Here is a 26,755-nt window from a genome sequence, read left to right as displayed (position 1 = left end):
GCGGGTCGGCGGTGTGCCGTCCGTGGGTGCGGGTGAGGGCCACCGGTTCCCGGGGTGCCGGGCCGGTCGCGTCGACTCCCCCCGTGCCGGAGGGCGCCGCGTGGGTCAGGCGGCTCGGCGGGCGGGTCCGGCGGTGCTGACGGCGGGCGGCGGGGCGGGGACGGGGCCGGGAGGAGTGGCCGGCAGGCGCAGGCGTTTCAGCGCGAGTGCGTTCACGGCCACGATGACGCTGGAGCCGGACATGGACAGGGCCGCGATCTCGGGCCGCAGCACCAGGCCGAAGGCGGGTTCGAACACGCCCGCGGCGATGGGCAGCGCGGAGGCGTTGTAACCGATGGCCCAGCCCAGGTTCTGGCGCATCTTGCGCAAGGTGCCGCGGCCGATGCGCAGGGCGGTGGGCACGTCCAGGGGGTCGGAGCGCATCAGGACGACGTCGGCGGTCTCGATGGCGACGTCGGTGCCCGCGCCGATGGCGATGCCGAGGTCGGCCTGGGCCAGGGCGGGGGCGTCGTTGACCCCGTCGCCGACCATGGCGATCGTGCGGCCGGCGGACTGGAGCGCGGCGACCTCGGCGGCCTTGTCGCCCGGCAGGACTTCGGCGATCACCGTGTCGATGCCCAGTTGCCCGGCGATCCGCTCGGCGGTGGCCCGGTTGTCGCCCGTCAGCATGACCACGTCGACGCCGAGGGCGTGCAGTTCGGCCACGGCGGTGGCGGCGGTGTCCCGAGGCGCGTCGGCGATGCCGATCAGACCCGCGGCTCGCCCGTCGACGGCGGCGATCACGACCGTACGGCCGGTGGCTGCCAGCTCCTCCCGTTCCGCCGTGAGCTCCGTCAGGTCGATGTTCTCGCGTTCTGCCAGGCGGCGGTTGCCGACCACGACCCGGTGGCCGGACACCGTGGCGACGGCACCGTGACCGGGGACGTTCGTGAAGCCCTCGGCGCGTTCCGTCACGCGCCGTGCCGCCTCCGCATGGCGTACGACGGCTTCGGCGAGGGGGTGCTCGGACTCCCGCTCCACCGCCGCGACCAGGCGCAGCAGCTCCCCCTCGTGGACACCGGGAGCGGTGACCACGTCGGTGACCTCCGGCTCGCCCTTGGTGAGGGTGCCGGTCTTGTCCATGACGACGGTCCGGATGCGGGCGGAGGTCTCCAGCCCCATGGCGTTCTTGAACAGCACGCCGCGCCCGGCGCCCAGGCCCGTGCCGACCATGACCGCGGTGGGCGTGGCCAGACCGAGCGCGTCGGGGCAGGTGATGACCACGACGGTGATGGCGAACAGCATCGCGGTACCGAGGGAGCGGTCGGTGGCCAGCAGCCAGACGGCCAGCGTCGCGGCCCCGCCGACCAGGGCGACCAGGACCAGCCAGAACGCCGCCCGGTCCGCGAGCCGCTGTCCCGGGGCCTTGGAGTTCTGGGCCTGCTGCACCAGCTCGACGATCCGGGCCAGCGCGGTGTCCGCGCCCACCCCGGTCGCGCGTACGCGCAGCGTGCCGTTGGCGTTGATGGTCGCACCCACGACCTGCGATCCCGGTTCCTTGTGCACGGGCAGGCTCTCGCCGGTGACCATCGACTCGTCGACCTCGCTGGTGCCTTCCTCCACGACACCGTCGACGGCGATCCTGGTGCCGGGACGGACCAGCAGCAGGTCGCCGACGGCCACCTCGGCGGTGGGCACCTCGACCGGTTCGCCGTCGCGCAGTACGAGTGCCGTGGGAGGGGCCAGGTCGAGGAGGGTGCGGATGGCGTCGTTGGCGCCGCCGCGGGCCCGCATCTCGAACCAGTGGCCGAGCAGGACGAAGGAGGCCAGCACGGTGGCCGCCTCGTAGAACACGTCCCCGCCGCCGGTGAGCGTGACGACCAGGGAGTACAGCCAGCCGGATCCCACGGCGACCGCGACCAGCACCATCATGTCCAGGGTCCGGGCGCGCAGGGCGCGTAGCGCGCCGCTGAAGAAGATCGTGCACGAGTAGAAGATCACCGGGAGGCTCAGCAGGAGGGCCCACACGTCCTCCCGCAGCCCGAACGGGACGGGCACGTCCAGGCCGAAGACGTCCTCGCCGATCGGCGACCAGATCACGACGGGGATCGAGAAGAGCGCCGCGACCAGGAAGCGGTTGCGCATGTCCGCCACCATGGCCGCCATCGACATGGTGCCGTGCCCGCCGTGGCCCGCATGTGCCTCCGGAGCCGGAGCCGGAGGCGGAGCCGGAGCCGGAGCCGGAGGCGGAGGCGACGGTGGGGTCGGTGCGGGTGCGGCCGGCGGGGGCGGATGGGGCTCGGCCATCGGGTCGCAGACATGGGCCGGGACGGACCGGCCCGCGCAGTGCAGGCCGCACTCCTCCACCCAGTCGCGCAGCTCCGCCAGGGACGTGCGCGCCGGGTCGAAGACCACCGTCGCCGTCTGCGCCACCGGGTTGGCCTCGACGTCGAGCACGCCGGGCCGCCGGCCCAGGACGGCTGTGACGGTGCTCTGCTGGGAGGCCCAGTTCAAGCCCCGTACGTCCAGCACCGCGGTACTTCCATGGCCGTGCACGGTAGGTTCTCCCGTCAGTGGCCCGTCGGATGGTGGCGCACCCCTCCTTCGACGGTGCGCGCGATGAGGGGCGGCGGCAACACCACGACGGCCGCGCACCGGCACCGGTGACATCGCCGGCCCCGTGGTGTCTAGGGTGAACGGTGTGACCGACCGCAACGAGCGGCCGCTGGCCGTGTTCGACCTCGACAACACCCTCGCCGACACCGCGCACCGGCAGCGCTTCCTCGAGCGCAGGCCGCGCGACTGGGACGCCTTCTTCGCCGCCGCGCCGCAGGATCCGCCGCTCGCCGAGGGCGTCGCCCTGGTGCGGGAGAGCGCACACGAGTGCGAGATCGTCTATCTCACCGGGCGGCCCGAGCGCTGCCGGCGCGACACGCTGGACTGGCTCGCCGCCCAGGGGCTCCCCGAGGGGGACGTGCACATGCGCGGCAACGCCGACCGGCGGCCCGCCCGCCACACCAAGCTGGCGATCCTGCGCCGACTCGCCCGCACCCGGGAGATCCGCGTCCTCGTGGACGACGACGAACTGGTCTGTCAGGACGCCCGGCGGGCCGGCTTCACCGTCGTCCAGGCCCGCTGGACGGCCCCGTCCGGGGAGTTGAAGGACGCTCAGGAGCGTGAGGGACGGACCTGACCCCGGCCGCTTTCCCTCACTCCGTCTCCTCCAGACGGAAGCCGACCTTGAGCCCCACCTGCCAGTGCGCGATCCGGCCGTCCTCGAGCTGGCCGCGCACCTGGGTCACCTCGAACCAGTCCAGATTGCGCAGCGTCTGCGAGGCACGCTCGATGCCGTTGCGTATGGCCTCGTCGACGCCCGCGGGCGAGGTGCCGACGATCTCCGTGACCCGGTAGATGTGGTCCGACATGCTGCTGCTCCTCTCCCCGGCGGGCCGCCCGACCGCTCGCGGCACCGCCTGTGGCGTACGTCACTCCACCGTGCCCTACCGCGCGGCGGAGCGCGAGGCGTCGGCACGGTTCGCCCGACGGCCTTGACCTACTCATTGGTCCATACCAAGATGCTGGGCACCCGCCCGAGCTGCCGCTCGCCCCCCACGTCGGGCCCCGCCCTGTCCGTCAGACAGAAACAGGTCCCTCGTGAGACGCCGTCTGCTCGCCCTCGTCTGTGTGTCCGCCTCCCTGCTCAGCGGCTGCGGACTGATGCCCGACAGCGGGACGGAACGGCGCACGGTCACCGTGTGGCTGATGCAGCACAGCGCCTCCCAGGAGTTTTTGGACCGCTTCACCGAGGACTTCGAGCGCGAGCACCCGGGGCTCGGCCTGGACATCCGCGTCCAGGAGTGGACCGGCATCGGCGAGAAGGTGCAGAACGCGCTGGACACCGAGAAGCCGGACGGACCCGACGTCATCGAGGTCGGCAACACCCAGGTCGCCACCTACGCGGAGGGCGACGGACTGCTCGACCTCACCCTGGAGTCCATGCGGGACTGGGGCCGCGACGACTGGCTGCCCGGCCTCGCCGAGCCCGGCCAGTGGGGCTCCCAGCAGTACGGCATCCCCTGGTACGCGGCCAACCGCGTCGTCATCTACCGCAAGGACCTCTTCCGGCAGGCCGGCATCACCGCCCCGCCCAGCACCCGCGACGAGTGGCTCACCGTCACCGAGAAGCTCAACGCCGGTGGCAACCAGGGCATCTACCTCGCCGGGCAGGACTGGTACACGCTCGCCGGCTTCATCTGGGAGGAGGGCGGCGAGCTCGCCAAGGAGCGGAACGGCGTGTGGCGCGGCACGCTCGACAGTCCGGCGGCGCTGCGCGGCATGGACTTCTACCGCCGGCTCCAGGCGCTCGGCGACGGACCGGTCGACTCCGACGAGGAACACCCGCCCCAGGCAGGCGTGTTCGCCGAAGGCCGCGTCGCCCAGATCGTGGCCGTACCGGGGCTGGCCCGGGCCGTCCTCAAGCAGAACCCGGACCTGGAGGACAAGCTGGGCTACTTCCCGGTCCCCGGCAGGACCGCCGGCACGCCCGGTGCCGTCTTCACCGGCGGCTCCGATCTCGTCGTCCCGGCGAACACCGACGCCAAGGACGCCGCCGTCGAGGTCGTCGCCGCGCTCACCGGCGCCCGGTGGAACACCGATCTGGCCCGCACCATGAACTACGTACCCAACAAGGCCGGGCTCGCCGAATCGGTGGCGGGGGAGGAGGGGGTCGCGGCCATGGCGGCCGGAGCCGCACAGGGCCGGGCGACCCCCGGCACACCCAAGTGGAGCGCGGTCGAGGCGGACAACCCGATCAAGGAGTACATGACGAAGGTGCTCACCGGCGCCGACCCGGCCACGGAGGCCGGGCGCGCCGCACGCCGCATCACCGAGACCCTGGCCTTCGACTAGGACCTGTCGCGACGCGCCCGGCGGTGCCCGGCTCAGCGGGCGACGCTCAGCGACAGGGCGAACCGCCTCTCCTCGTCCGTCCACCACCGGGTGAGCTCCAGCCCGGCGGCTGACAGCTCCTCGCGCACTCCCTCCCGCCGGAACTTCGCGGACACCTCGGTGCGCAGTTCCTCGCCCGCCGCGAAGTCCACGGCGAGTTCCAGGGCGGGGATCTTCACCGTCTGGGCGGCACGGGAGCGCAGCCGCATCTCGATCCATTCGCGCCGGGCGTCCCACGCCGCCACGTGGTCGAAGGCGTCCGGATCGAAGTCGGCGCCCAGCTCCCGGTTGATGACGCTCAGCACGTTCTTGTTGAACGCGGCCGTCACCCCGGCCGCGTCGTCGTACGCCCGGACCAGCACCCGCTCGTCCTTCACCAGGTCCGTGCCCAGCAGCAGGGCGTCGCCCGGGGCCAGCAGGGCGCGGACGGAGGCGAGGAACGCGGCACGCTCGGCGGGCAGCAGGTTGCCGATGGTGCCGCCGAGGAACGCCACCAGCCGCGGCCCCGGGGTCGCGGGCAGCGCCAGCGGGGCGGTGAAGTCGGCGATCAGCGCGTGCACCTCCAGCCCCGGCCGCTCGGCGACCAGTGCCTGCCCGGCCTGCGTCAGGGCGCTCTCGCTGACGTCGACGGGGACATAGGTGTGCAGCGCGGTCAGGGCGTCGAGCAGATGCCGGGTCTTCTCCGACGACCCGGAACCCAGTTCGATCAGGGTGCGGGCACCGGACGCCTCGGCGATCCCACCGGCGCGGGCGCGCAGGATCTCGCGTTCGGCGCGGGTCGGGTAGTACTCGGGCAGCCCGGTGATCTCCTCGAACAGCTCGCTGCCCCGGGCGTCGTAGAACCACTTGGGCGGCAGCGTCCTGGGGCTGCCCGTCAGGCCCTCGCGCACGTCGGCGCGCAGGGCGGCGTCGGTGGTGTCCTCGGGCAGGGTGCGGGTGAGATGGAACGGACTCACGTAAGGGGCTCCCTCACAGGTGCGGGTGCGCCGGCGGACGTCGGGGCGTCGCCGGGCTCCTTGAGCGGGGTCAGCAGGACGTCCGTGCGGTTCGCCGCGAGCAGGGTGCGGTCGGGTACCTCGCGCCAGTGCGGATCGTCGTCGTAGGGCTCGGACGCCACGACGGTGCCGCCACCGGCCCGGGTGAGGTACCACAGCGTGTCGCCCCAGGCGGTCGCGATGACGGTGTCACCGTTGGTGAGCAGGAGATTGAGCCGGGACCCCGGGGCCGCAGCGGCGACCTCCAGGACCGTCTCGGCGAGCGCCCGGCCCTCGTCGTCACCGGCTCGCAGCCGGGCGAGCACCAGCGCCCACACGAACGCGGAGTCGTTGCGGGCCTCCAGCGACAGCACGTCCTCGGCGGACAGGGACGGCACCAGCGGCGCGAGCGAACCCGGCCAGCCCGGCACCGCCCCGTTGTGGCTGAACAGCCAGGTCCCGGCCGCGAACGGGGCCGCCGCGGCCTCCGCGTCGGCACCCGACAGGGTCGCGTCCCGTACGGCCGCGAGCAGCGCCCGGGTCCGTACGACACGGGCGAGATCCGCGAACGACAGGTCCGCCCAGACCGGCCCGGCCCGGCGGTACCGGGCGGGCACCGGATCGCCCTGCGCGTACCAGCCCACACCGAAGCCGTCGGCGTTGACCGTGCCGTACCGCTGCCGCCGGGGCGCCCAGGACTGCCGGTACAGACCGTGCGGCGGCCGCACGAGCAGCTCGCCGAGCGGCTCCTCGGGCCCTACGTAAGCCACATGACGGCACATCAGACGTCCTCCGAGCGAGCCGTGCGGAACCCGGAGAAGATCTGCCGCCGGATCGGAAGGTCCCAGTTGCGGAACGTGCCCCGGCAGGCCACCGGGTCCACGGCGAACGAACCGCCGCGCAGCACCTTGTACTCGGGTCCGAAGAACACCTCCGAGTACTCCTTGTACGGGAACGCCCTGAACCCCGGGTAGGGCAGGAAGTCGCTCGAGGTCCACTCCCACACGTCACCGATCAACTGCCGCACCCCGAGCGGCGACTCACCGGCCGGATAGCTCCCGGCGGGCGCCGGACGCAGATGCCGCTGGCCGAGGTTGGCGTGCTCGGGACCGGGGTCGGCGTCGCCCCACGGGTAGCGCATCGAGCGGTCGCCGGACGGGTCGTACCGGGCCGCCTTCTCCCACTCCGCCTCGGAGGGCAGCCGGCGTCCGGCCCAGCGGGCGTAGGCGTCGGCCTCGTACCAGCACACGTGCAGCACGGGCTCGTCGGGCGGTACGACCTCGGTGACGCCGAACCGGCGCCGCAGCCACTGCCGGCCGTCCCGCCGCCAGAACAGCGGCGCGGTGACGGAGTTGCGGCGGATGTGGGACCAGCCCTCGGCGGTCCACCAGCGGGGCTCGTCGTAGCCGCCGTCCTCGATGAACGCCTGGTACGCGGCGTTCGTCACCGGAGTGGTGTCGATGCGGAAGGGCGCCACCTCGCGCCGGTGCGCGGGGCGTTCGTTGTCCAGCGCCCACGGCTCGTCCGAGGTGCCCATGGTGAACGGCCCGCCCGGGACGAGGACCTCGGACGGGCCCGTGAACAGCGGCACCGGCTCGGGGTCCGGGGCGGTCAGGGCCTGCGGGCCGCGGCGGAGCTGATGGGTGATCAGCATGGTCTCGTCGTGCTGCTGTTCGTGCTGCGCGATCATCCCGAAGGCGAAGCCCGCCTCCGTCAGCCGCGTCCCGTGGAACGCGGCGCCCTCCAGCACGTCCAGCGCCCGGCCGCGCACGTCGGCGGCGTACCGGCGGGCCTCCTCCGGCGGCAGCAGCGGCAGGCTCGGGCGTTCCGAGCGCGGGTGCTCGAAGGCGTCGTACAGGCCGTCGATCTCGGGCCGTATCGCCTCATGACCGGCGACGGTCCGCAGCAGCCACTGCTCCTCCTGGTTGCCGATGTGGGCGAGGTCCCACACCAGGGGCGACATCAGCGGCGAGTGCTGTGCGGTCAGGTCGGGTTCCTCGACGCAGCTGGTGAGCAGCGTCGTGCGGTCCCGTGCGGTGATCAGCGAGGCGACCGCGCGCTCGCGCAGGGCTTCGGCGTCGAGGGCGGGGTCCGTCATGAGGGGGCGTCCTTCCCGTGCGGGTGAGGGGAGCGCGCGCCGCGGGCCGTCGCGCGCAGCTCGTCGAGCAGGTCGTCCGCCGGGCAGCGGCCGCGGGCGACGTAGCGGTCCCGGAAGGCCTCGACCGCGTCGGTGACCTCGGTGGCGGCGCCGAGCCGGGGCAGGGCGCGCAGCGCCGCCGCGAAACAGCCGGCGGCCACCTCGCGCAGCTCCGGGTCGGCCAGTCCGACGCGGGCCGCGTCCCGCCAGAGCGGATTGTGCGGCGCGGCCATGCCGTGCGTCCGCTCGGCCAGCGGCTTCACCGTCCGGTAGGCGGTCTCGGCCGCCTCCGGGTCGTCGAACAGCGCCGTCGTGACGGCCAGCGGCACGATCCAGCCGTCGTCCCCGGGCTGCGCGTCGATCATGCGCAGCTCCAGGTGTCCGCGCGGCCGGACCGGCGGGAACAGGGTGGTCGCGTGGTAGTCGAGGTCCGCCCGGGTGGGCGGTCTGGGCGCTCCGGACCTGATCCACTCGCGGAAGCTCAGCCCCCGCGGCACCTGCCACGGTCCGCCGTCGTCCCGTACGCACATCACGGGCGCGTCCAGCACGTGCCGGGCCCAGGCGGCGCGCGGGTCGGCGTCCAGTACCGGGCCGCCCGCCCGGCCGGTGCCGATCTGCGCCCAGCGCAGCTGGCGCGTGGACAGCCAGCCGGTGGGCCGGTCACCGGCGAGGGGCGAGTTGGCGAACACGGCGACCAGGACCGCGCCCAGCTGGTGCGCCAGCCACCAGCGCCGCACATGGCCGAGGGGACCGGGCTCCTCGTACCCGGCGTCGAGGCACACCTGCACGGAGGCGGAGGTGCACATCATGGCGCGGCCGGCGGGGCCGGTGCGGTCGAGACAGGCCTCCATGGCGTCGTAGCGCGGTTCGCGCAGGAAGCGGCGCGGCGGGTGCCAGGGATCGTGGCCGAGGCCGACGAGAGCCAGCCCGTCCCGGCGCAGCACCGCGCGGACGGCGGCGAGGTCGGCGGAGACGGTACGGACGCACTCCGTCAGGGAGGCGGCGGGCGGCGAGCTCAGCTCCAGCTGCCCGCCGGGCTCGACGGTGAGCGCCGATCCCAGCGGCACGGTCCGCACAGCGGCGTAGACCGCGTCGAGTCGCTCGGGTGACACGGGGAGCCGCGGGTCCCGCAGCTCGTGGACGAGCCATTCCACCTCGACCCCGAGGCGGCGCGGCGGTCCGGTCTTGAAGCAGATGCCCCGCACCAGGGCGTCCACCTCGGCTTCTGTGACGGCGTCAGGTGGCTCGGTACAGCCACGTGCCGAATCGGACATGTCGGGATCCTCCTGAGATTCCACCATGTCGTCGGCCCGGAGATCCGACGGTCCCGGCCGACAGCAACTCGTCCACCCAAAACCTTCGCGCCCCCGGGCACAAGGGCGCGTGGCGGAGCGTCCCGGTTCGGTCATCCTTTCCTCGGGCCTGGCACCGGTGGCCTTCCGCCCGCATCCGGACCCTCCGGAGCGGCGGAAACCCCGTTGCACCGCATCACCAGCATCGCTCAGGATGCCTGCATGAGCACGACGAGCGACATCGCGCGGTGCGCGATCACGGCGGCTACGGGGGTGGCGCCGTGAGCGCGCGTCTGCGTGGTGTCGCCCGCGAGACCGAGCGGATCGTCGCGGCCGGGGCCTACCGGGCGCCCGGCGGGCACGAGGTGTCCGTCGCGGCGGCGGTCGACGCCGCGGCACGCGGAACGCGGATGTTCGGGCCCGAACCGGTCCCCGTCCCGGCGTTCCGTCCGGTGGAGACCCGGATCGAGGTGACCGGCGAGAGCAGCCTGGAGGCCGCACGGCGGCTCACGGACCGGGTGGCCGTGCTGAACTTCGCCTCCGCGCGCAATCCCGGCGGCGGCTACCTCAACGGCGCGCAGGCCCAGGAGGAGGCCCTGTGCCGCGCCTCCGCGCTGTACACCTGCCTGCTGCGCGCCGCGGGCTTCTACGACCACCACCGCGCCCACCGGGACCCGTTCTACACCGACCGGGTGATTCACTCACCGGCGGTGCCCGTTTTCCGCGACGACCGCGGCCGCCTCCTGGACGAGCCGTTCACGGCCGGTTTCCTCACCTCGCCCGCGCCCAACGCCGGTGTGATCCTGCGATCCGCGCCGGAGCGCGCGGCCGAGGTGCCGGGGGCTCTGGTGGTACGGGCCGGGCGGGTGCTGGAGACCGCTGCCGCCCACGGCTACCGGCGGCTGGTGCTGGGCGCCTGGGGCTGCGGGGTGTTCCGCAACGACCCGGCTCACGTGGCGGCGGCGTTCCGGACCCATCTGGAGCCGGGAGGGCGGTTCTCGGGAGCCTTCGACCACGTGGTCTTCGGCATCCTGGACCGTACCCGGGACGGCGTGGTCCGCGCCGCCTTCGAACGGGGTCTCGCGGACCTGGGGTGGGCGCCGGCCGGGATCAGTTCCAGCCGTAGCGCTCCCGCAGCCGCTGACGCACGAGGTTGAACCGCATCCGGTCCAGGGCGCAGGCCTCCCGGCGCATGCCCTCCTCGTGCAGCCGCAGCACGCGGTCCACGTCCACCCACGAGTCGCGTCCCGACCGGTCCCACGGCCCGCTGCCGATCGGCACCCACTCCCGGTCACCGTCGCGCCGCCTGCTGGACAACTGCACGGCGAGGAACGTCCCGCCCGCCTCACGGGCGACGACGAGCACCGGACGGTCCTTGCCCCGGCCGTCGTTCTCCTCGTAGGGCACCCACGTCCAGACGATCTCCCCGGGGTCGGGGTCGCCGTCGTGCGCGGGCGAGTATTCGGTGCGCACCGGGCCCACCTCACGGGGCGCGGCCTCGACGGTGGCGGAAGGGCCGTGGCGGCCCGGGGCGTTCTCATGGCTGGAGGCGGTCACAGGCGTACCGTACGGCACGCCGGCAACGCCCCGGCCGGGGCCCTTCTCCCGTGACCGGGGGCCGCCGCCGGCCCGGCGCGCGCCGGCCCCGGTTCAGCCGGTCACGCCCGTGAGTTCGCGGCCCGTCACCATCTCGGCCTCGATCCGGACGAACACGCCGTCGTGCATCGGCATCCAGGACCGGGGGCCGGTCCTGGACAGACGCTCGTGCTCCGCCGGGTCCGTCACGACGGCCGCCCGGCCCGTGACCACGACGCTCCAGCCGGCCCGGCGTTCCGCATGGAAGTCGTCGGCCTCGAAGGCGACGACCACGCCGTCGATCGCCCGTACGAGGTCGGACGCGGCGGAAGTGCACAGCACCACGGCGGAGTCCGTGTCCAGGGAGAAGTTGACGGGCAGGACCGCGGGCAGCGCCTGCCGGGTGTAGACGACACGGCCGACCGGCATCTTGGCCAGCAGGCCCAGGCACTCCTGCCGGTCGAGCGCGCGGAAGCCATCGCTGTGGATCATTTTTCCATCGTCCGCGACGCCATCCGCCGCGACTAGGGCCGGACGGCCCTTATGGCCGCCGGGTTTCGCGGCCCGCCCCGGTCGGGGAGCGCCCCGAGGACCGCACCGGCCGGGCGGCGCTCGCCGGCGGTCCGGTACACCTCGAAACCGCTGAGCCCGAGAGGGTGGGAGCTCGAGCGGCGGAGGGACGTCATCCGCACCCAGCGTCCCTCGACCGGGCGGACAAGCTGGATGTTCACCACCCCTCCGGTTCCGGCGGCGGTGCGGTAGACGCTCGTCCAGGAGCAGTGGTCGGTGCTGGCCTCGACGACGAACTCGAGCGGGTAGCTCGACCGGATCTCCCTGGCGGTCGTGCCGCAGCGCGGGTGACCTGTGGCGTGCGGTGCGAACAGCGGTTCGCTCGCGTCGCCCTCGAAGGTGAGCCGGATCCAGCCGATCCGGCAGACGGCGTGCAGGTCGACCGAGATCCACTGCGGGCGGCCCGTCCCTTGGTCTCTCATGAGCGTGATGTCCCATCAGAAAGCAGCGGCGCGGGCCGTGACCGGCTTCACCCGCCCTTGGCGCCGAACAGTATGACAACGTTGCCAAAGGCTGTGACGTGAGATGTCTTCTGTCAAGTACCGGGCAGGCATGTCTGACCGCCTTTGCGGGTGGAACCCGGCCCGCATGGGCAAGACCGCGCTGATCGTCATCGACATGATCAACACCTACGACCATCCGGACGCCGAGCTCCTGCTCCCGTCCGCCGAGTCGGTCGTACCCGTCGTCGCCACCCTGCTGAAACGGGCACGGCAGCGGGACGTACCGGTGATCTACGTCAACGACAACTTCGGGGAGTGGCGCTCCCACCACGGCGAACTGCTCGACAAGGCCCTGTCGGGACCGCACGCGCACCTGGTGGAACCACTGCGGCCGGACGGCTCCTCCCTGTTCGTCGTCAAGGCCCGGCACTCGATCTTCTTCGAGACCCCGCTGGGGTATCTGCTCAGCCAGCAGGGCGTCGACCGGCTCGTGCTGTGCGGCCAGGTGACGGAGCAGTGCGTCCTGTACTCCTCGCTCGACGCGCACATCCGGCACCTCCGCGTGACCGTCCCACGGGACGCCGTCGCCCACATCCACGCGGATCTGGCGGACGCCGCCCTGCGGATGATGGAGCGCAACATGGGGGCGCGGGTGTGCGACAGCGACGAACTGTGGGACTGAGGCCCGCGGCGCGTGACGAGGCCCGACACTGGCCCCATGAGCCGTACGCCCGTACCGCCCGTGCTCCGTCCCTACCTGGACGAGCTGGTCCACCGCACCCGCGCCGTCTGCGGCCGCCACCTGGTGAGCGTCCTGGCCGTCGGATCCCTGGCCCTCGGCGACTACCGCCACGGACGCAGCGACGTCGACGTGACGGTCGTGGTGGACGGCACGCTCCCGCGGGAGGCACTGCCCGGACTGGCCCGGACCCTGGCCCACCCCGCCCTCGACTGTCCCGCCGCCGGCCTGGAACTGGTGGTGTACCCGGCCGGTTTCGCCGCCCGCCCGTCCGGTGGGGCCGGATACCTCATGGACCTCAACACCGGCCCGTTCCTGCCCGAGCGGGTCAGTCACGACGCCGGGGAGACGCCCGCGTTCTGGTACGTCCTCGACCGCTCCGTCGCCCACCAGGCCGGACTGGCGCTGTTCGGCAGGCCGGTACGCGACGTGATCGCCGCACCGCCGCGCGCCGATGTGCTCACCGCGCTCCGCGCCTCGGTACGGGAACACACCGAGGGCGAGGGGCACGTGGCCGACAACCGGGTCCTCAACGGCTGCCGCTCCGTCGTGTACTGCCGTACCGGTCACTGGTTCGCCAAGCGCAGGGCGGCCGAGATCGTCGCCGCCTCCGAGGCCGGCTTCCGGCCGCTGCTCACGGACGCGCTGCGCAGCTTCGAGCGCCCCCGGCAGCACGCGCTTCCGCTGCCCGCGGGGGCGGTGGGGGAGTTCCTGGCCTGGGTGGCCGGCCGCGTGGACGAGGCCGTCGAGGCCGAGGGCGGCCACGGCGCCCCCCGGTGACAGGCGCGAGCCGTGTTCGGCCTCGAGGCGGCCCCGGGGGCCCGTCGCCGGTTATCCGCTCGACAGCCGTCCGTCCCGCTGTCTACCCTCTTCCGCGCGGCATCGCGTGCCGGTCACCGGCTGGGTGAGGCATGGAGGCGCCGCGGATGCCCCTGGAGGCATTGCCACCGTGTCAGTCGAGTTCAACCACACCATCGTTCTCACCCGTGACCGGGAGAAGTCCGCCCATTTCCTCGCCGAGGTCCTGGGACTCGAGGTCGGGGCACCGGACGGAATGTTCCTGCCCGTGACGACCGCCAACGGCGTCACCCTGGACTTCGCGACCGTCGACATCGACATCCCGGCGCAGCACTACGCGTTCCTCGTCTCCGAGGACGACTTCGACGCGATTCTCACCCGGCTCGTGGACGCCGGGGTTCCCATCCAGGCCGACCCGCAGGGCAGGCACCCGCGCCGCATCAACCGCAACGACGGCGGACGCGGCGTGTACTTCCTCGACCCGGCCGGTCACGGCCTCGAGGCCATCACCCGCCCCTACGGCACCGACCCGGACTCACCGCTGAACGGCGTCACCGAGGAGATCCCCGGGGCCGTCCAGCCCCGGCGGCCGGGGCGGGGGATCACCTCGCCCGCCCCGGCCGGTCAGGCTCCGTCCGCGGGCAGCGGTGACGGCGCCGGCTCGTCCCGGTGCCGGGCGTCGTGGTCGTGGCGGGGCAGCAGCAGGGGGGCCAGGAGCGGGAGGCCGGCGGGACCGACAGCGGCCCGCGGTACGGCGAACGCCGCCGGCGGTCCCCACACGGCGGTCGGCGCGGCGACGGCGGCCTTGCCCGTCACCGACCACGCGGACAGCGTCCGCACGACACGGTCCGCCGGGGTCCGCTCCAGCCCGCGGGTGGCGAGCACCGGGTTGAACACACCCCCGCACGTGATCAGCACGAACTCGACCACCGTCACCAGCACCGGACCCGGCGTGCCCGGTCCGACGAACGCAAGCCCGAGCGGCCGGCACGCCCGCGGCGTTCCCGCGACGCGCGGCACCCGCCGCGCGGCCGCCGGCGGCCGGCACATCACGGCGAGCCGGAGGCCGCCCGGGCAAACGCCGTTTACGACCCGCTCGGCGGGCTACGCGGCGCACACCACGGTCCAGGCCGGTCACTCACCAGGGAGGCGCCCATGACCACGCGAATACGGGACGTGATGTCCGCGGACACCGCGTCCGTCGAGCCCATGACCACGGTGGCGCACGCGGCGCGCATGATGCGCGAGCGGGACATCGGCGACGTCCTGGTCGCGTACGACTGCGATCTGTTCGGCGTGCTCACCGACCGCGACATCGTGCTCAGGGGCGTCGCCGAGGCCCGCGACCCCGAGGCCACGCCGGTCGGCGCGCTGTGCACGCGCCCGCCTCTGGTGACCCTCGACCCCGAGGACACCACCGACCACGCCGTCGAGCTGATGCGGCGGTACGCCGTCCGCCGGCTCCCGGTGGTCGAGCACGGCGGCTGTCCGGTGGGCATGGTCAGCCTCGGCGACCTCGCCGCCACGGAGGACCCGCACTCCGCGCTCGCGGACATCAGCGGGGCGGCCCCCACGCACTGAGCGCGAGCCGGTCAGCGCCGGTAGAGCCCCACCAGCGTGCCGCTGGCGAGCTGCCCCTCCTCGACCGCCTCGTGCACCTGCTCCGCACGGGGCGCGTCGGGGAGCACGCAGGGTTCGGCGAGGGCGTAGAGCCGGAAGAGGTAGTGGTGCGCGTCGTCGCCCGGGGGCGGGTGCGGGCCGCCCCAGCCGCGGTCGCCGTAACCGTTGACGAGTTCGGTGCCCCGGGGCGGGCTCTGGCCCGCGCCGACTCCGCCGCTGTGGGGGTCGATGCCGACCACGATCCAGTGCACGAAGGTGCCCGAGGGGGCGTCGGGGTCCTCGCAGAGGAGGACGAGTTCCGCCGCGTCGTCCGGTACGCCGCTCCAGGCGAGCGGAGGGGACACGTTGGGGCCCTCGTACGCGTGCCGGCGGGCGATGAACGTGTGGTCGTCGAAAGCGTCACTGCCGATGTCGATGCCGGTCATGGGACCGGTGTACCCCGACGCATTTCGGACATGCGGCTCTCTTCGTGCGAGGGTGGAGGAGGTCAGCCGTCCACCGTGACCGCGCACGACCAGCCGCGCGGGCCCGGGCCGATGCGCAGGTCCTCCCAGGTCACGGAGGTCGGTGCCGCTCCGGTGAGGCGTACGTCCGACAGACCGGCGACCGCCAGGCGCACGTCCAGACCGCCCTCGGCCTCGTCCGCCTCCACATCGACCGGCACCTGCCCGTACTCCTCCAGCCGGTAGAGGACCTCGTCCAGCAGCGCCGCCAGCAGGTCGTCGTCACTGGCCTCGTCGAGGCGGATGCGGCCCACACCGGTCGGCCGCACCCCGGAGACGTCGGCGAAGCACTCCACCATCGCCGCCACCGCCTCCGCGAGACAGTGCTCCCGGCTCGCCGCCCACGCCTCGATGTGGACCTCGTCCTCCTGGGCCACCGCCCGGTGCCCGCTCTCGTCCGGCCGCCGTGTCTGCCCGTAGTCGCCCGTGTCACCGACCATGACCCTCGACTGCCCGAGGCTCGCCCACCCATGCCGGGCGGCGGTGCTTCGGGCGCCGCGGAGCGGGTACGCGGGTGCGGACCAGGTGCCTCAGGTGCCGTCTCCGTGCGGGAGGGAGGCATCCGCCATGCGGTTCCGTGATCGCCGGGAGGCCGGCCGCGCACTGGCCGCACGACTGCGGCAGAGGCAGGACGAGGGAGCCCTGCCCGACCCGGTCGTGCTGGCCCTGCCCCGCGGCGGGGTCACCGTGGCCGCCGAGGTGGCGCGCGCACTGGACGCGCCGCTGGACGTCCTCGTCGTACGGAAGGTCGGCGCGCCCTTCCACGAGGAGTTCGGCGTCGGGGCGATGGCCGGTGACGGGGTGCCGGTGTTCGACGAGCACTCCCTGCGACGGCTGGGCCTGAGCGAGTCGGACCTCGCGCCCGTCGTCGAGCGTGAGCGCACCGAGCTGCGCCGCCGCGAACAGCTCTACCGCCAGGGCCGGCCCGCTCCCGAGCTGCGCGGACGCACCGTGATCGTCGTCGACGACGGACTGGCGACCGGCTCCACCGCCCGCGCCGCACTGCGGGCGCTGCGCCCGCGGGGTCCCGGCCGTCTCGTGCTCGCCGTACCGGTCGGCTCGCCCGAGGCAGTGGCGCTGATGCGTGCGGAGGCCGACGAGGTGGTGTGTCTGCGCGAGCCGGCGGCGTTCATGGCCGTCGGCCAGTGGTACGAGGAGTTCGACCAGCTGACCGACGAGGACGTGCTGGGCGCACTGCACCAGCGGCAGGCGTAGACGGCGGCGGTCGCGGCCGCCGTTCAGACGACGGAGTCCGCGCGCAGGGCCTCGATCTCCTCGGGGCCGCGACCCAGTTCCGTCAGGATCGCCTCGGTGTGCTCACCCACGGCCGGCACCGGGTCCATGCGAGCGGACAGCCCCGCGAGGTCGGCGGGCGGGAGCAGCGCCGACACCGTCGCACCCGGCACGGCCACCTCGCGCCACCGGTCGCGCGCGGCGAGCACCGGATGGCCGAGGAAGCCGGCGACGTCGTTGACGCCGGCGCAGGCGATGCCCATCGCCTCCAGGTCCTTCAGCAGCTCCTCGGCGCCGTCGCGGGCGAAACGCTCCGCGATGATCGCGTTCAGTTCCTCCCGGTGCGTCACGCGGTCGGAGCCGGTCGCGAACCGTGGATCGTCGGTCAGCTCCGGCCGGCCGAGGAACTCCGCGCACAGGACCGCCCACTCGCGCTCGTTCTGGATCGAGAACAGCACCTCGCGGCCGTCGGCGGCCCGGTAGGTCCCGTACGGGGCGATGGTGGCGTGCTGGGTGCCCAGGCGCGGCGGCTGGCTGCCGCCGTAGCGGGTGTAGTAGGCGGGCTGGCCCATCCACTCGGCCAGCGCCTCGAACAGGGAGACCTCCACCGGGTGGGCCGTGCCGGTGGTCGCCCGGGTGTACAGGGCGGTGAGCACGCCGCTGTACGCGTACATCCCGGCGGCGATGTCGGCGACGGAGATTCCGGTGCGGGCGCTCTCCTCCGCCGTCCCGGTCAGTGACACCAGTCCCGTCTGGCACTGCATCAGCAGGTCGTACGCCTTGCGGTCCGCCCACGGGCCGCTCGTGCCGTAGCCGGAGATCGTGCAGGGGATCAGCCGCGGGTAGCGGCGGGTGAGTTCCGCGGTCCCGAGGCCGAGCCGGTCGGCGGCGCCCGGGGCGAGGTTCTGGACGAACACGTCCGCGTCCCGGAGGAGCTGGTGGAGGATGTCCCGGCCGCGCGGGTCCTTCAGGTCCAGGGTGAGGGACTCCTTGGAGCGGTTGATCCACACGAAGTAGCTGGAGTGGCCGTGCACGGTCGTGTCGTAGCGCCGGGCGAAGTCGCCCTCGCCGGGCCGTTCGACCTTGATCACGCGTGCGCCGAGATCGGCCAGCTGCCGGGTGGCGTAGGGGGCGGCCACCGCCTGCTCCACGCTGACCACCGTCACCCCGGACAAGGGGAGTTTCCGCACGTCCACGCCTCCTGCCTGCTCCCGGAGCACCGGTCTCGATCAGTACAGCCGGGGCGGAGGGTCTGTCAACGGCCGCCCCGTCCGTTCACCGGCCGGTCCGGCTCCCCGGCGCGTCGGCGGGGCGGCGGGGCGGCTGCGGGACATCATGCGGACCCCGTGCTCGTCGACGGCCCGGACCTGCAGCGAGCCGCAGCCGCAGCGGGTCCACACGGTGCTGCCCGTCGCGGTGGCGTGCCGGGAGACCACCCGGAACGGCTCGGCGTCGTCCGGCCACCCGCAGTACGGGCAGTTCGTGCCGGTCGTACCCGTGGCGCCGGTCGTGCTGGACATGGTGACTCCCTGATTCCTCAACGGCCTCGGTGCATGTCGGTGGTCGCGACACAGCAAGGGTGCGTCGTGACATCCGTACACGTCCAGGTTGACTTTGTGGACTCGACCGTTAAGTTTGGTCTTCATGATCGATCTGCGCAGGCTGCACGTCCTCAGGGCGGTCGCCCACTACGGCACGGTCACCGCGGCCGCCCGCGCCCTGCACTTCACCCCGTCCGCCGCCTCCCAGCAGATCCGCCAGCTCGCCCGCGACCTGGACGTCGTCCTGCTGGAGCCGCAGGGGCGCGGGGTACGGCTCACCCCGGCCGCCGAGAGCCTGCTGGCGCACGCCGACGCCATCCAGGCGCGCTGGGACCAGGCGGAACTGGATCTGCGGGCCGACCGCGACGCCCCGGCCGGGCCGCTGCGCGTGACCGGGTTCCCGGTGGCGGTCTCGGTGCTGCTGGCGCCGATGGCCGCGCGGCTGGGCGAGCGCCATCCCCGGCTGTCGGTGCGGATCGTGGAGGCGGTGGTGCCCCAGAGCTTCGACCTGCTCTTCGAAGGGGCCGCCGATCTGGCCGTGGTGGAGTCCACCCCGCTCAACCCGCCGCTGAGCGACACGCGGTTCGACCAGCAACCGTTGCTGGACGATCCGTTCGACCTGGTGGTCCCGGCCGGGAACCCGCTGGCCGGGAGGGAGCGGATCGGCCTCGCCGAGGCGGCGCGCGAGCCGTGGATCGCGCCGGTGCCGGAGAGTCCCTGCCGGCTGCAGGTGATGGCCGCGTGCGGTGCGGCCGGTTTCTCCCCGGACGTCGTCCACCACGCCCACGACTGGAATGTCACCGCGCATCTCGTCGCCCACGGTCTCGGCGTCGCCCTGATCCCGCGCCTGGCCCGTCTGGCGCCGGACCTGCCGATCGCCCGGGTGCGCTGCGCGGGCGACCCGCACCGCAAGCTGCTGACCTGCACCCGCGGCGGCGGCCACGCCCGCCCCGCGGTGGAGGCGGCACTGCGCGAACTACGGGAACTGGCACCGACGGCGGTCGCCTGACGGCCGGCACGGGTCCGCCGCCGACGTCCACGCGGGACGCGTCCGCCGTCCGCCCGGGCGGTCGCTGTCACCGGCGTCCGCGCGAGCGGGCCCGCCCGCGGGTTTCGTGGTCGTTGCCGGTCGGCGTGTCCGGGTGGCGCGGCATCGCTGTGCCGCGCGGTCGCGCGGGGTGCGCCGTCGTCCGGGAGTGCGGGTGTGGTCCTGGCGCGGGGGCAGTCACGGGGGTCCCGGGCGGGGCCGGGTGCGCGGTGCTACCGGGAGGGTGCACCCATGCGCAGGCCGTCCATGATGAGGTCCAGGAGCCGGGCGGCGCGCGGCTGCCACGCGCCGGCCGGGTCGAGCTGCCAGAGACCGCCCATGGCGAGCATGAGGTCGTCCGCGGTCACCCCCGGGCGGATGACCCCGGCCTCCTCGCAGCGGCGCAGCAGGAGTTCGGCCGCCTCGGTCACCGGGCTGTGGGCGGGCTTCTCCGGGCTCCCCGGCCCGCTGGTCGCCTGCCGGATGGCGTCGGCCAGTCCGGCCTTGGCCATGGCGAACCGGGCCAGCCGGTCCATCCACTCGCGCAGCGCGCGGTCCGGCTCCCGGCACTGCAGCAACTGCGCCGCGCTGTCGGCGACCTGCCGCATCTCGTACCGGTAGATCTCCAGGACGAGCGCCTCACGGCTGGGGAAGTTCCGGTAGAACGTGCCCTGTCCGACGCACGCCTTCTTGGCGATCACGCTCAGCGGGGTGTCCGCCGAGCGCGTGAGCTCGGCCAGGGCCACTCGCAGGATCCGCTCGCGATTGCGCTGGGCGTCCGCGCGCAGAGGTGCGTCCTTGTCGTGCCCCATCCGTTCTCCTCACGGGTCGTGGCCGAAACCCGTCCTTGTTAACCGGACAGCTGTCCACTACGTTTTCCGGGGTAACGGACAGCTGTCCGCTTCGGGTCCATCGTATCGGCGGACACGGACGGCCGTGGCATGCCCCCGAACGACCGGCGTTCCCGGCCCTTCCGCCCTCCCGCATGGTCCCGGACCCCCCTCGTCCCGTACAGCACGCATTCCCGTTGCATCGACTCGTCCGCCTTCCAGATGCCTGAAAGAAGGCCTGCTCATGGCCCCCTCGACGTCCAGCACCGTCACCCTGGACATCAACGGCGAGAAGCACACGCTGTCCGTCGACCACCGCACCACCCTGCTCGACGCGCTGCGCGAACGGCTCGACCTGACCGGCACCAAGAAGGGCTGCGACCAGGGACAGTGCGGTGCCTGCACCGTCCTGGTCGACGGCCGCCGCACCGTGTCCTGCCTGCAACTGGCCGTCGCGTCCCAAGAACGCGAGATCACCACCGTGGAGGGCGTCGCCGAGGGGGAGAGGCTGCACCCGGTGCAGCAGGCCTTCCTCGACCTGGACGGCTTCCAGTGCGGCTACTGCACCCCCGGCCAGATCTGTTCCGCCATCGCCGTCATCGAGGAGCACGCCGCGGGCTGGCCCAGCGCCGTCACCGAGGACGTACGGCCGGAAGCGGGACCGCCACCCCTGACCCCCGAGGAGATCAGGGAACGCATGAGCGGCAACCTGTGCCGGTGCGGTGCCTACGTACAGATCGTCCAGGCCGTCGCCCGCGCCGCCGCCGAGACCCGGACCGGGACCGAGGGGGCCGCCGCATGAGGGAGTTCGACTACCGGCGCGCCGACGACGTCTCCGGCGCGGTGGCGCTGCTCGGCGCCGACCCCGACGCCCGCTACCTGGGCGGCGGCACCAACCTCGTCGACCTGATGAAGACCGGCGTGGAGCGTCCCGCCCGGCTCGTCGACGTCCGTACCCTCCCGCTGGACCGGATCGAGCCGGCCGGCGACGGCGGACTGCGCGTCGGCGCCACCGTCACCAACAGCGACCTCGCCGCACACCCCGGGATCCGCCACCGCTACCCGGCCCTCACCCAGGCCGTGCTCGCCGGCGCCTCCGGGCAGCTGCGCAACATGGCCACCGTCGGCGGCAACCTGCTCCAGCGCACCCGCTGCGGCTACTTCACCGACGTGACCAAGCCCTGCAACAAGCGCGCGCCGGGCAGCGGTTGTCCCGCCGTCCAGGGCGAGCACCACAACCACGCGGTCCTCGGCGCCTCGGAGCACTGCGTGGCCGTCCACCCCTCCGACATGGGCGTGGCGCTCACCGCCTTCGACGCGGTGGTCTCCTACGAAAGCGCCGACGGGCCGGGGGAGTTGCCGCTGGCCGACTTCTACCTGCCCGTCGGGGACACCCCGCACCGGGAGACCGCCCTGCCACCGGGCGCGCTCATCACCGGTGTCACCCTGCCGCCCGCGCCGGTCGCCGCCCGCTCGCGCTACCGCAAGGTCCGCGAACGGGCCTCGTACGCCTTCGCGATCGGGTCGGTGGCCGCCGCCCTCGACGTCTCGGGCGGGGTCGTACGCGACGTGCGCCTCGCCTTCGGTGCGGTCGCCTCCCGCCCCTGGCGGGCCGGCATCGCCGAGCGCGTCCTGACCGGCGCCCCGGCCACCGCGGAGTACTTCGCCGCGGCCGCCGACGCCGAACTCGCGGCCGCCAGGCCGCTGCCCGACAACGGATACAAGGTGACACTCATGCGCAACCTCGTGGTGGCCGTGCTGTCCGAACTCGCCGAGGAGGCCGCCCGATGACCACCGCCACGACCGGCGCCGCGACGCCGACGGGCGCCGTCGGCACCGCGCACACCCGCGTCGAGGGCCGTGACAAGGTCACCGGCGCCGCCCGCTACGCCGGCGAGATCCCCTTCGCCGGCCTCGCCCACGGCTGGCTCGTCCTGTCCACGGTCGCCCGTGGCCGCGTCCTCTCCGTCGGGACCGGACCCGTCCTCGGCATGCCGGGCGTGCTGACCGTCCTGCATCACGGCAACGCCCCGCGGCTCACCACCGACTACGTCGGCATGCTGGGCGTACCACCGGACCCGACGGCCGCGGTCTTCCAGAACGACCGTGTCCCGCACGCCGGCTGGCCCGTCGCGCTCGTCGTCGCCGAGACGCCCGAGCAGGCCCGGGAGGCCGCCGAGGCGCTCGTCGTCACCTACGAGCAGGAGCCGCACGACATCGCCTTCTCCGGCACCCGCCCGGACACCTACCCGGCGGACGGACACATGCCGGCCCTGACGGAGAAGGGCGACGTGGAGGCCGAACTCGCCGCCTCCGCGCACGTGGTGGACGAGGAGTACACCACGCCCGAGGAGCACCACGGCATGATGGAGCCGCACGCGGCGTCCGCCCGGTGGGACGGCGGCCGGCTCGAGGTCGTCGACTCCAACCAGGGCACCACCTGGGTCGCGGACGAGATCGTGCGGATGTTCTCGCTGGACGCGTCCGCCGTGCGGGTGCGCTCCGAGCACGTCGGCGGCGGCTTCGGCAGCAAGGGTCTGCGCGCCCACCAGGTGTCCGCGGTGATGGCCGCCACCGTCCTGCAGCGGCCGGTGCGCGTCGTCCTGACCCGCCGTCAGATGTTCTCGCTCACCGGCTACCGCAGCCCCACCACCCAGCGGATCAGGCTCGGCGCCGACCCCGGCGGGCGGCTGCGCGCCCTGGACCACCGCTCGCTCAACCAGACGTCGACGGTCTGGGAGTTCGTCGAGCCGGGCGCCGGTGTGGCGCGGATCATGTACGACGCCGACGCCCACCGCACGGAGAACCGGGTCGTACGGCTCGACGTCCCGTCCCCGACCTGGATGCGCGCGCCGGGCGAGGCGCCGGGGTCGTTCGCGGTGGAGGCCGCGCTCGACGAACTGGCCGAGAAGTGCGGGATCGACCCGATCGAGCTGCGGCTGCGCAACGAGCCGGAGCGGGGCCCGGTCTCCGGGCTGCCGTTCGCCGGCCGCAACCTCGCCGCCTGCTTCCGCGAGGGCGCCCGCCGCTTCGGCTGGGCGGACCGCGACCCGCGCCCGGGTGTGCGCCGCGAGGGACGGTGGCTGCTCGGCACGGGAACGGCCGCGGCCTCCTTCCCCGCGGGCGCCCTGCCGTCCACGGCGGCGGTGACGGCGGAGCCGGACGGCACCTTCACCGTGCGGATCGCGGCGGCCGACATCGGCACCGGGGCCCGCACGGCGCTCACCCTGGTCGCCGCCGACGCGCTGAGGGTGCCGACCGAGCGGGTCCGGGTGCGCATCGGCGACAGCGACTTCGGCCCGGCCGGGATCGCGGGCGGCTCCATGGGCACCCGCTCCTGGGCCTGGGCGGTCACGGCCGCCGCCGGGGAACTGCGGGAGCGGCTCGTTCCGGGCGGCACCGTGCCGCCGGAGGGCATCACCGTGCGCTCCGACACCACCGCCGCCCTCGGCGCCCTCACCCAGAGGGAACGGCACTCCTACGGGGCACAGTTCGCCGAGGCCGCCGTGGACGTCACCACCGGCGAGGTGCGGGTGCGCCGCATGCTGGGCATCTTCGCCGCGGGCCGGATCGTCAACCCGCTCACCGCGCGCAGTCAGCTCGTCGGCGGCATGACGTGGGGCATCTCCATGGCCCTGCACGAGGAGGCGGTGCGCGACGGTGCCTCGGGCGGCCTCTACGGCGGCGACCTGGCCGGCTATCACGTGGCGAGCCACGCCGACGTACCGGCGATCGAGGCGGACTGGGTGGACGACCCGGATCCCGACGACCCGGTCGGGATCAAGGGCATCGGCGAGGTGGGCATCGTGGGCGCGGCGGCTGCCGTCGCCAACGCGGTGTGGCACGCGACCGGCGTACGCCACCGGTCTCTGCCCATCCGTCCGGACCGGGTGCTGCGGGCGGGAGAACCGCGTGTTTGACATCGCCGGTGAGCTGCACCGCTGGCTGGACGAGGGCCGGGAGTTCGCCGTGGCGACGGTGGTGTCCGTGAGCGGCAGCGCGCCGCGCGGGCCGGGCGCCGCCCTCGCCGTCGACAGCGGGGGCACGGCGATCGGCTCGGTCTCCGGCGGTTGTGTGGAGGGCGCGGTCTACGACCTGTGCGCTCGGGCGATCGAGGACGGCGGGACCCGTGTCGAACGGTTCGGCTACAGCGACGAGGACGCCTTCGCGGTGGGTCTGACCTGCGGCGGGGTCATCGACGTCATGGTCACCCCGGTCCTTGCGCGGGCCCCCGCCCGGCGGGTGCTGCGGGCTGCGCTGTCGGCCGTGGTCCGGGGTGAGCCGGGCGCCCTGGTCCGCGTCGTCGAGGGCCCGGCGGAACTGCTCGGCGGGGCTCTCCTCGTCCGCCCGGACGGATCGTACGAGGGCGGGCTCGGCGGGCCCGCGGAGCTGGACCGGGCGGCGGCCGGCGAGGCCGGGGTCCTGCTGGACGCGGGCCGCACCGGCACGGTGGGCGTCGCGGTGAGCGGAGCGGGACGGAGCTCCCCGCGGCCGGAGCCGGGGGGAGGTGCGCACTGCCCCGGTGGTCCGGCCCTGTTCGTGGAGTCCTCGGTGCCGCCGCCCCGCATGATCGTCTTCGGCGCGGTCGACTTCGCGGCGGCGCTGGTGCGGGCGGGCAAGTTCCTCGGCTACCACGTCACGGTCTGCGACGCCCGGCCGGTCTTCGCCACCCGGGCCCGGTTCCCCGACGCCGACGAGGTCGTCGTCGACTGGCCGCACCGCTATCTGCGCGGCACCGGGACCGACGCGCGCACGGTGCTGTGCGTCCTCACGCACGACGCGAAGTTCGACATCCCGCTGCTCCAGGCGGCCCTCGGCATGCCGGTGGCGTACGTCGGCGCGATGGGTTCCCGCCGCACCCACACCGACCGCGAGCGCCGGCTGCGCGAGGCGGGGGTGGGGGAGCGGGAGCTGTCCCGCCTGCGCTCCCCGATCGGCCTCGACCTCGGCGCCCGCACCCCGGAGGAGACGGCCCTGTCCATCGCGGCGGAGATCGTCGCCGCCCGGCGCGGCGGCACGGGCGTCCCGCTGACGGGTTCGGCGACGCCGATCCACCACGACGGCCACTCCGCGGCGGCCGCCTGAGCGCGGCGTCACGGGCCGGGCGCGGCCGTGCACGGTGAAGGGGCCGGAGCGGGTGCTCCGGCCCCCTCGCGGTGGATCAGGCGGCCGCCGGCTCCCCGGCGAGGCCGTGGAGGCGGGTGATGACCTCGGTCAGCTGCTCGACGACCTCGCTGTCGTCGGCCGGGTGGGTCTCGGCGAAGCGGACCACGGAGCCGGGGATGGACAGCTTGATGTCCTCGAGCACCTTGCCGCCGGCGATGCCCACGGCCTTGCGCGCCTCGTCCTGCGCCCAGACCCCGCCGTACTGGCCGAAGGCGGTGCCGATGACGGCGACCGGCTTGCCGGTGATCGCGCCGGCGCCGTACGGGCGCGACAGCCAGTCGATGGCGTTCTTCAGGACGGCCGGGATCGTGCCGTTGTACTCGGGGGTGAAGAGCAGCAGCGCGTCGGCGCCGGCGGCGGCCTCGCGCAGCCTGGCGGCGGCGGCCGGGACATCACCCTCGACGTCGATGTCCTCGTTGTAGAACGGGATCTCCGCGAGGCCTTCGTGGAGCGCCACCTCGGCGCCCGAGGGGGCGAGCTTGACCGCGGCCTCGGCGAGCTGGCGGTTGTGCGAACCGGCGCGGAGGCTGCCGACGAGGGCGAGGATGCGAACAGACATGAGGAGACTCCAAGGGGGCTGAAACATGGCCTTAACGATCCGGACCGGGGTCCGCTTCTCTGTTGTAGCACCCCAACCGGACCGCGGTCCAGTTTCTTCCCCATGCTTTAGGCTGGCTTCATGTCCGCCGCGCCGCCGTCCGCCCCGATGCCACAGGAGCCCGTCGAGCCGCTGGAACTGCTCCAGCTCGGCACCGACGTCGACGAGCCCTGCCTGCGCGCCGACGCCGCCCGCAACCGCGCCAGGCTGCTGGAGGCGGCCGCCCGGCTCGTCGCCGAGCGCGGGGCCGACGGCATCACCATGGAGGAGGTGGCGGCGGCGGCCCGCGTGGGCAAGGGGACGGTCTTCCGCCGCTTCGGCGACCGCACGGGGCTGCTCACGGCGCTCCTGGACCACTCCGAGAAGAAGTTCCAGGCGGCCTTCCTCACCGGACCCCCACCGCTCGGCCCGGGCGCGCCCCCCGTCGAGCGGCTGCGGGCCTTCGGCGTCGCCGCGCTCCGCCGGACCGCCGACGAACTGGAGCTGCAGCTGGCCGCCGAGCCGGACGCCGGGCGCCGCTTCACCAACGCTCCCCGCCGCGTGCGGCGTCACCACGTCGCCCTGCTGCTGCGCGAGGCGGTCCCCGACGCGGACTGCGACCTCCTCGCCCACACGCTGATGGGCCAGCTGGATCCCGCTCTGATCCACCACCTGATCAGGCAGTGCGGCATGCCCCCGGAGCGGCTGGAGGCCGCGTGGGTGGACCTCGTCGACCGGGTGACGGGCTCCGCGAACTCCTGCTGACGGCCTCTCAACTCACCCGGCTGACAGCCTCGTTACGGC

Annotated in this window: 28 protein-coding genes and 1 pseudogene; 14 read left to right on the top strand and 15 right to left on the bottom strand. The window is 73.9% G+C overall.

Annotated features, from left to right (window positions below; all coding sequences use genetic code 11):
• Positions 1-105: 105 nt before the first annotated feature.
• A complete protein-coding gene (locus F1615_RS13185; protein WP_244328710.1) occupies positions 106-2,511 on the bottom strand; it encodes a heavy metal translocating P-type ATPase in 2,406 nt (801 codons plus the stop codon).
• Positions 2,512-2,680: 169 nt separating this feature from the next.
• Between F1615_RS13185 and F1615_RS13180 the strand changes: the two genes are divergently transcribed.
• Positions 2,681-3,172, top strand: a complete 492-nt coding sequence (locus tag F1615_RS13180; protein ID WP_149549133.1) for an LNS2 domain-containing protein — start codon at positions 2,681-2,683, stop codon at positions 3,170-3,172.
• 16 nt (positions 3,173-3,188) lie between these two features.
• Here the strand turns inward: F1615_RS13180 and F1615_RS13175 are convergent, their stop codons facing one another.
• A complete protein-coding gene (locus F1615_RS13175) occupies positions 3,189-3,404 on the bottom strand; it encodes a dodecin (RefSeq protein WP_149549132.1) in 216 nt (71 codons plus the stop codon).
• A gap of 229 nt (positions 3,405-3,633) precedes the next feature.
• Here F1615_RS13175 and F1615_RS13170 point away from each other — a divergent pair, with 229 nt between their 5' ends.
• Positions 3,634-4,887: an extracellular solute-binding protein gene (locus F1615_RS13170; RefSeq protein ID WP_149549131.1), complete on the top strand. Its 1,254-nt coding sequence runs from the start codon at positions 3,634-3,636 to the stop codon at positions 4,885-4,887.
• 32 nt (positions 4,888-4,919) lie between these two features.
• Here the strand turns inward: F1615_RS13170 and egtD are convergent, their stop codons facing one another.
• The 4 genes from egtD to egtA are packed head-to-tail and all read right to left on the bottom strand — an operon-like array spanning position 4,920 to position 9,311.
• Complete coding sequence (egtD, locus tag F1615_RS13165; protein ID WP_149549130.1) at positions 4,920-5,882, bottom strand: L-histidine N(alpha)-methyltransferase; 963 nt, start codon at positions 5,880-5,882, stop codon at positions 4,920-4,922.
• Positions 5,879-6,682 carry an ergothioneine biosynthesis protein EgtC gene (gene egtC / locus F1615_RS13160; RefSeq protein WP_149549129.1) on the bottom strand — a complete coding sequence of 268 codons (804 nt, stop codon included), beginning with the start codon at positions 6,680-6,682 and terminating at the stop codon, positions 5,879-5,881. The genes egtD and egtC overlap by 4 nt, the downstream gene beginning before the upstream one ends.
• Positions 6,682-7,998, bottom strand: coding sequence for an ergothioneine biosynthesis protein EgtB (gene egtB, locus F1615_RS13155; RefSeq protein WP_149549128.1), 1,317 nt, complete (start codon positions 7,996-7,998; stop codon positions 6,682-6,684). The genes egtC and egtB overlap by 1 nt, the downstream gene beginning before the upstream one ends.
• Positions 7,995-9,311: an ergothioneine biosynthesis glutamate--cysteine ligase EgtA gene (gene egtA / locus F1615_RS13150; protein ID WP_149549127.1), complete on the bottom strand. Its 1,317-nt coding sequence runs from the start codon at positions 9,309-9,311 to the stop codon at positions 7,995-7,997. Before egtA ends, egtB begins: the two co-directional genes overlap by 4 nt.
• 299 nt (positions 9,312-9,610) lie before the next feature.
• Between egtA and F1615_RS13145 the strand changes: the two genes are divergently transcribed.
• Complete coding sequence (locus F1615_RS13145) at positions 9,611-10,486, top strand: TIGR02452 family protein (RefSeq protein WP_167533732.1); 876 nt, start codon at positions 9,611-9,613, stop codon at positions 10,484-10,486.
• Here the strand turns inward: F1615_RS13145 and F1615_RS13140 are convergent.
• The 3 genes from F1615_RS13140 to F1615_RS13130 form a co-directional block, all read right to left on the bottom strand.
• Complete coding sequence (locus tag F1615_RS13140) at positions 10,440-10,886, bottom strand: type II toxin-antitoxin system PemK/MazF family toxin (protein ID WP_149549126.1); 447 nt, start codon at positions 10,884-10,886, stop codon at positions 10,440-10,442. The genes F1615_RS13145 and F1615_RS13140 overlap by 47 nt on opposite strands.
• A gap of 93 nt (positions 10,887-10,979) precedes the next feature.
• Positions 10,980-11,396 (bottom strand): pyridoxamine 5'-phosphate oxidase family protein, encoded by a 417-nt coding sequence (locus tag F1615_RS13135; RefSeq protein ID WP_149549125.1) that lies wholly within the window; start codon positions 11,394-11,396, stop codon positions 10,980-10,982.
• Positions 11,397-11,428: 32 nt separating this feature from the next.
• Entirely contained in the window at positions 11,429-11,896 is a 468-nt protein-coding gene (locus tag F1615_RS13130) for a discoidin domain-containing protein (RefSeq protein WP_149549124.1), read from the bottom strand.
• A gap of 166 nt (positions 11,897-12,062) precedes the next feature.
• On the opposite strand from F1615_RS13130, the gene F1615_RS13125 reads away from it, so the two are divergent.
• From F1615_RS13125 to F1615_RS13110, 4 genes and pseudogenes are all read left to right on the top strand, one after another.
• A complete protein-coding gene (locus F1615_RS13125) occupies positions 12,063-12,599 on the top strand; it encodes a cysteine hydrolase family protein (RefSeq protein ID WP_149549260.1) in 537 nt (178 codons plus the stop codon).
• 36 nt (positions 12,600-12,635) lie between these two features.
• Positions 12,636-13,436 (top strand): aminoglycoside adenylyltransferase domain-containing protein, encoded by an 801-nt coding sequence (locus F1615_RS13120; RefSeq protein WP_149549123.1) that lies wholly within the window; start codon positions 12,636-12,638, stop codon positions 13,434-13,436.
• Positions 13,437-13,605: 169 nt separating this feature from the next.
• Positions 13,606-14,031 (top strand): annotated as a pseudogene (locus F1615_RS13115) (VOC family protein); the annotation flags it as partial.
• A gap of 578 nt (positions 14,032-14,609) precedes the next feature.
• Positions 14,610-15,035: a CBS domain-containing protein gene (locus tag F1615_RS13110; RefSeq protein WP_149549122.1), complete on the top strand. Its 426-nt coding sequence runs from the start codon at positions 14,610-14,612 to the stop codon at positions 15,033-15,035.
• Positions 15,036-15,046: 11 nt separating this feature from the next.
• On the opposite strand, the gene F1615_RS13105 is transcribed toward F1615_RS13110, so the two are convergent.
• Together F1615_RS13105 and F1615_RS13100 are read right to left on the bottom strand one after the other, a co-directional pair.
• Positions 15,047-15,499, bottom strand: a complete 453-nt coding sequence (locus tag F1615_RS13105) for a YbhB/YbcL family Raf kinase inhibitor-like protein (RefSeq protein ID WP_149549121.1) — start codon at positions 15,497-15,499, stop codon at positions 15,047-15,049.
• 62 nt (positions 15,500-15,561) lie between these two features.
• Positions 15,562-16,017, bottom strand: a complete 456-nt coding sequence (locus F1615_RS13100) for an archease (protein ID WP_149549120.1) — start codon at positions 16,015-16,017, stop codon at positions 15,562-15,564.
• A gap of 127 nt (positions 16,018-16,144) precedes the next feature.
• Here F1615_RS13100 and F1615_RS13095 point away from each other — a divergent pair, with 127 nt between their 5' ends.
• Entirely contained in the window at positions 16,145-16,792 is a 648-nt protein-coding gene (locus F1615_RS13095) for a phosphoribosyltransferase (protein ID WP_149549119.1), read from the top strand.
• A gap of 23 nt (positions 16,793-16,815) precedes the next feature.
• Here F1615_RS13095 and F1615_RS13090 read toward each other — a convergent pair whose 3' ends face one another.
• Positions 16,816-18,006: a CaiB/BaiF CoA transferase family protein gene (locus F1615_RS13090; RefSeq protein WP_149549118.1), complete on the bottom strand. Its 1,191-nt coding sequence runs from the start codon at positions 18,004-18,006 to the stop codon at positions 16,816-16,818.
• Positions 18,007-18,039: 33 nt separating this feature from the next.
• Positions 18,040-18,330, bottom strand: coding sequence for a hypothetical protein (locus F1615_RS13085; protein WP_244328709.1), 291 nt, complete (start codon positions 18,328-18,330; stop codon positions 18,040-18,042).
• Positions 18,331-18,454: 124 nt separating this feature from the next.
• On the opposite strand from F1615_RS13085, the gene F1615_RS13080 reads away from it, so the two are divergent.
• Complete coding sequence (locus tag F1615_RS13080) at positions 18,455-19,360, top strand: LysR family transcriptional regulator (protein ID WP_149549117.1); 906 nt, start codon at positions 18,455-18,457, stop codon at positions 19,358-19,360.
• A 251-nt stretch (positions 19,361-19,611) separates the two neighbouring features.
• Here F1615_RS13080 and F1615_RS13075 read toward each other — a convergent pair whose 3' ends face one another.
• The gene (locus F1615_RS13075) at positions 19,612-20,190 is read right to left on the bottom strand and encodes a TetR/AcrR family transcriptional regulator (protein WP_149549116.1); all 579 of its coding nucleotides are present in this window, start codon (positions 20,188-20,190) and stop codon (positions 19,612-19,614) included.
• A gap of 262 nt (positions 20,191-20,452) precedes the next feature.
• Between F1615_RS13075 and F1615_RS13070 the strand changes: the two genes are divergently transcribed.
• From F1615_RS13070 to F1615_RS13055, 4 genes are read left to right on the top strand one after another with little or no spacing between them, the layout of a single operon-like run.
• Complete coding sequence (locus F1615_RS13070; protein ID WP_149549115.1) at positions 20,453-21,010, top strand: (2Fe-2S)-binding protein; 558 nt, start codon at positions 20,453-20,455, stop codon at positions 21,008-21,010.
• A complete protein-coding gene (locus F1615_RS13065) occupies positions 21,007-21,999 on the top strand; it encodes an FAD binding domain-containing protein (protein WP_149549114.1) in 993 nt (330 codons plus the stop codon). Before F1615_RS13070 ends, F1615_RS13065 begins: the two co-directional genes overlap by 4 nt.
• A complete protein-coding gene (locus F1615_RS13060) occupies positions 21,996-24,128 on the top strand; it encodes a xanthine dehydrogenase family protein molybdopterin-binding subunit (RefSeq protein ID WP_149549113.1) in 2,133 nt (710 codons plus the stop codon). Before F1615_RS13065 ends, F1615_RS13060 begins: the two co-directional genes overlap by 4 nt.
• Positions 24,121-25,293, top strand: coding sequence for an XdhC family protein (locus F1615_RS13055; RefSeq protein ID WP_149549112.1), 1,173 nt, complete (start codon positions 24,121-24,123; stop codon positions 25,291-25,293). Before F1615_RS13060 ends, F1615_RS13055 begins: the two co-directional genes overlap by 8 nt.
• 76 nt (positions 25,294-25,369) lie before the next feature.
• On the opposite strand, the gene F1615_RS13050 is transcribed toward F1615_RS13055, so the two are convergent.
• A complete protein-coding gene (locus F1615_RS13050; RefSeq protein ID WP_149549111.1) occupies positions 25,370-25,933 on the bottom strand; it encodes an NAD(P)H-dependent oxidoreductase in 564 nt (187 codons plus the stop codon).
• Positions 25,934-26,053: 120 nt separating this feature from the next.
• Between F1615_RS13050 and F1615_RS13045 the strand changes: the two genes are divergently transcribed.
• Entirely contained in the window at positions 26,054-26,716 is a 663-nt protein-coding gene (locus F1615_RS13045) for a TetR/AcrR family transcriptional regulator (protein ID WP_149549110.1), read from the top strand.
• Positions 26,717-26,755 lie beyond the last annotated feature (39 nt).

The organism is Streptomyces marokkonensis, assembly GCF_008312835.1.
Classification (GTDB): Bacteria; Actinomycetota; Actinomycetes; order Streptomycetales; family Streptomycetaceae; genus Streptomyces; species Streptomyces marokkonensis_A.
This window is presented reverse-complemented; position numbering and strand designations above follow the sequence as displayed.

Coding starts and splice junctions, on each gene's coding strand:
- F1615_RS13175 (WP_149549132.1), bottom strand. CDS start 3,404: ATGTCGGACCACATCTACCGGGTCACGGAGATCGTCGGCACCTCGCCC.
- egtC (WP_149549129.1), bottom strand. CDS start 6,682: ATGTGCCGTCATGTGGCTTACGTAGGGCCCGAGGAGCCGCTCGGCGAG.
- egtB (WP_149549128.1), bottom strand. CDS start 7,998: ATGACGGACCCCGCCCTCGACGCCGAAGCCCTGCGCGAGCGCGCGGTC.
- egtA (WP_149549127.1), bottom strand. CDS start 9,311: ATGTCCGATTCGGCACGTGGCTGTACCGAGCCACCTGACGCCGTCACA.
- F1615_RS13135 (WP_149549125.1), bottom strand. CDS start 11,396: ATGATCCACAGCGATGGCTTCCGCGCGCTCGACCGGCAGGAGTGCCTG.
- F1615_RS13130 (WP_149549124.1), bottom strand. CDS start 11,896: ATGAGAGACCAAGGGACGGGCCGCCCGCAGTGGATCTCGGTCGACCTG.
- F1615_RS13125 (WP_149549260.1), top strand. CDS start 12,063: ATGGGCAAGACCGCGCTGATCGTCATCGACATGATCAACACCTACGAC.
- F1615_RS13120 (WP_149549123.1), top strand. CDS start 12,636: ATGAGCCGTACGCCCGTACCGCCCGTGCTCCGTCCCTACCTGGACGAG.
- F1615_RS13110 (WP_149549122.1), top strand. CDS start 14,610: ATGACCACGCGAATACGGGACGTGATGTCCGCGGACACCGCGTCCGTC.
- F1615_RS13105 (WP_149549121.1), bottom strand. CDS start 15,499: ATGACCGGCATCGACATCGGCAGTGACGCTTTCGACGACCACACGTTC.
- F1615_RS13100 (WP_149549120.1), bottom strand. CDS start 16,017: ATGGTCGGTGACACGGGCGACTACGGGCAGACACGGCGGCCGGACGAG.
- F1615_RS13095 (WP_149549119.1), top strand. CDS start 16,145: ATGCGGTTCCGTGATCGCCGGGAGGCCGGCCGCGCACTGGCCGCACGA.
- F1615_RS13085 (WP_244328709.1), bottom strand. CDS start 18,330: ATGTCCAGCACGACCGGCGCCACGGGTACGACCGGCACGAACTGCCCG.
- F1615_RS13080 (WP_149549117.1), top strand. CDS start 18,455: ATGATCGATCTGCGCAGGCTGCACGTCCTCAGGGCGGTCGCCCACTAC.
- F1615_RS13075 (WP_149549116.1), bottom strand. CDS start 20,190: ATGGGGCACGACAAGGACGCACCTCTGCGCGCGGACGCCCAGCGCAAT.
- F1615_RS13070 (WP_149549115.1), top strand. CDS start 20,453: ATGGCCCCCTCGACGTCCAGCACCGTCACCCTGGACATCAACGGCGAG.
- F1615_RS13065 (WP_149549114.1), top strand. CDS start 21,007: ATGAGGGAGTTCGACTACCGGCGCGCCGACGACGTCTCCGGCGCGGTG.
- F1615_RS13060 (WP_149549113.1), top strand. CDS start 21,996: ATGACCACCGCCACGACCGGCGCCGCGACGCCGACGGGCGCCGTCGGC.
- F1615_RS13050 (WP_149549111.1), bottom strand. CDS start 25,933: ATGTCTGTTCGCATCCTCGCCCTCGTCGGCAGCCTCCGCGCCGGTTCG.
- F1615_RS13045 (WP_149549110.1), top strand. CDS start 26,054: ATGTCCGCCGCGCCGCCGTCCGCCCCGATGCCACAGGAGCCCGTCGAG.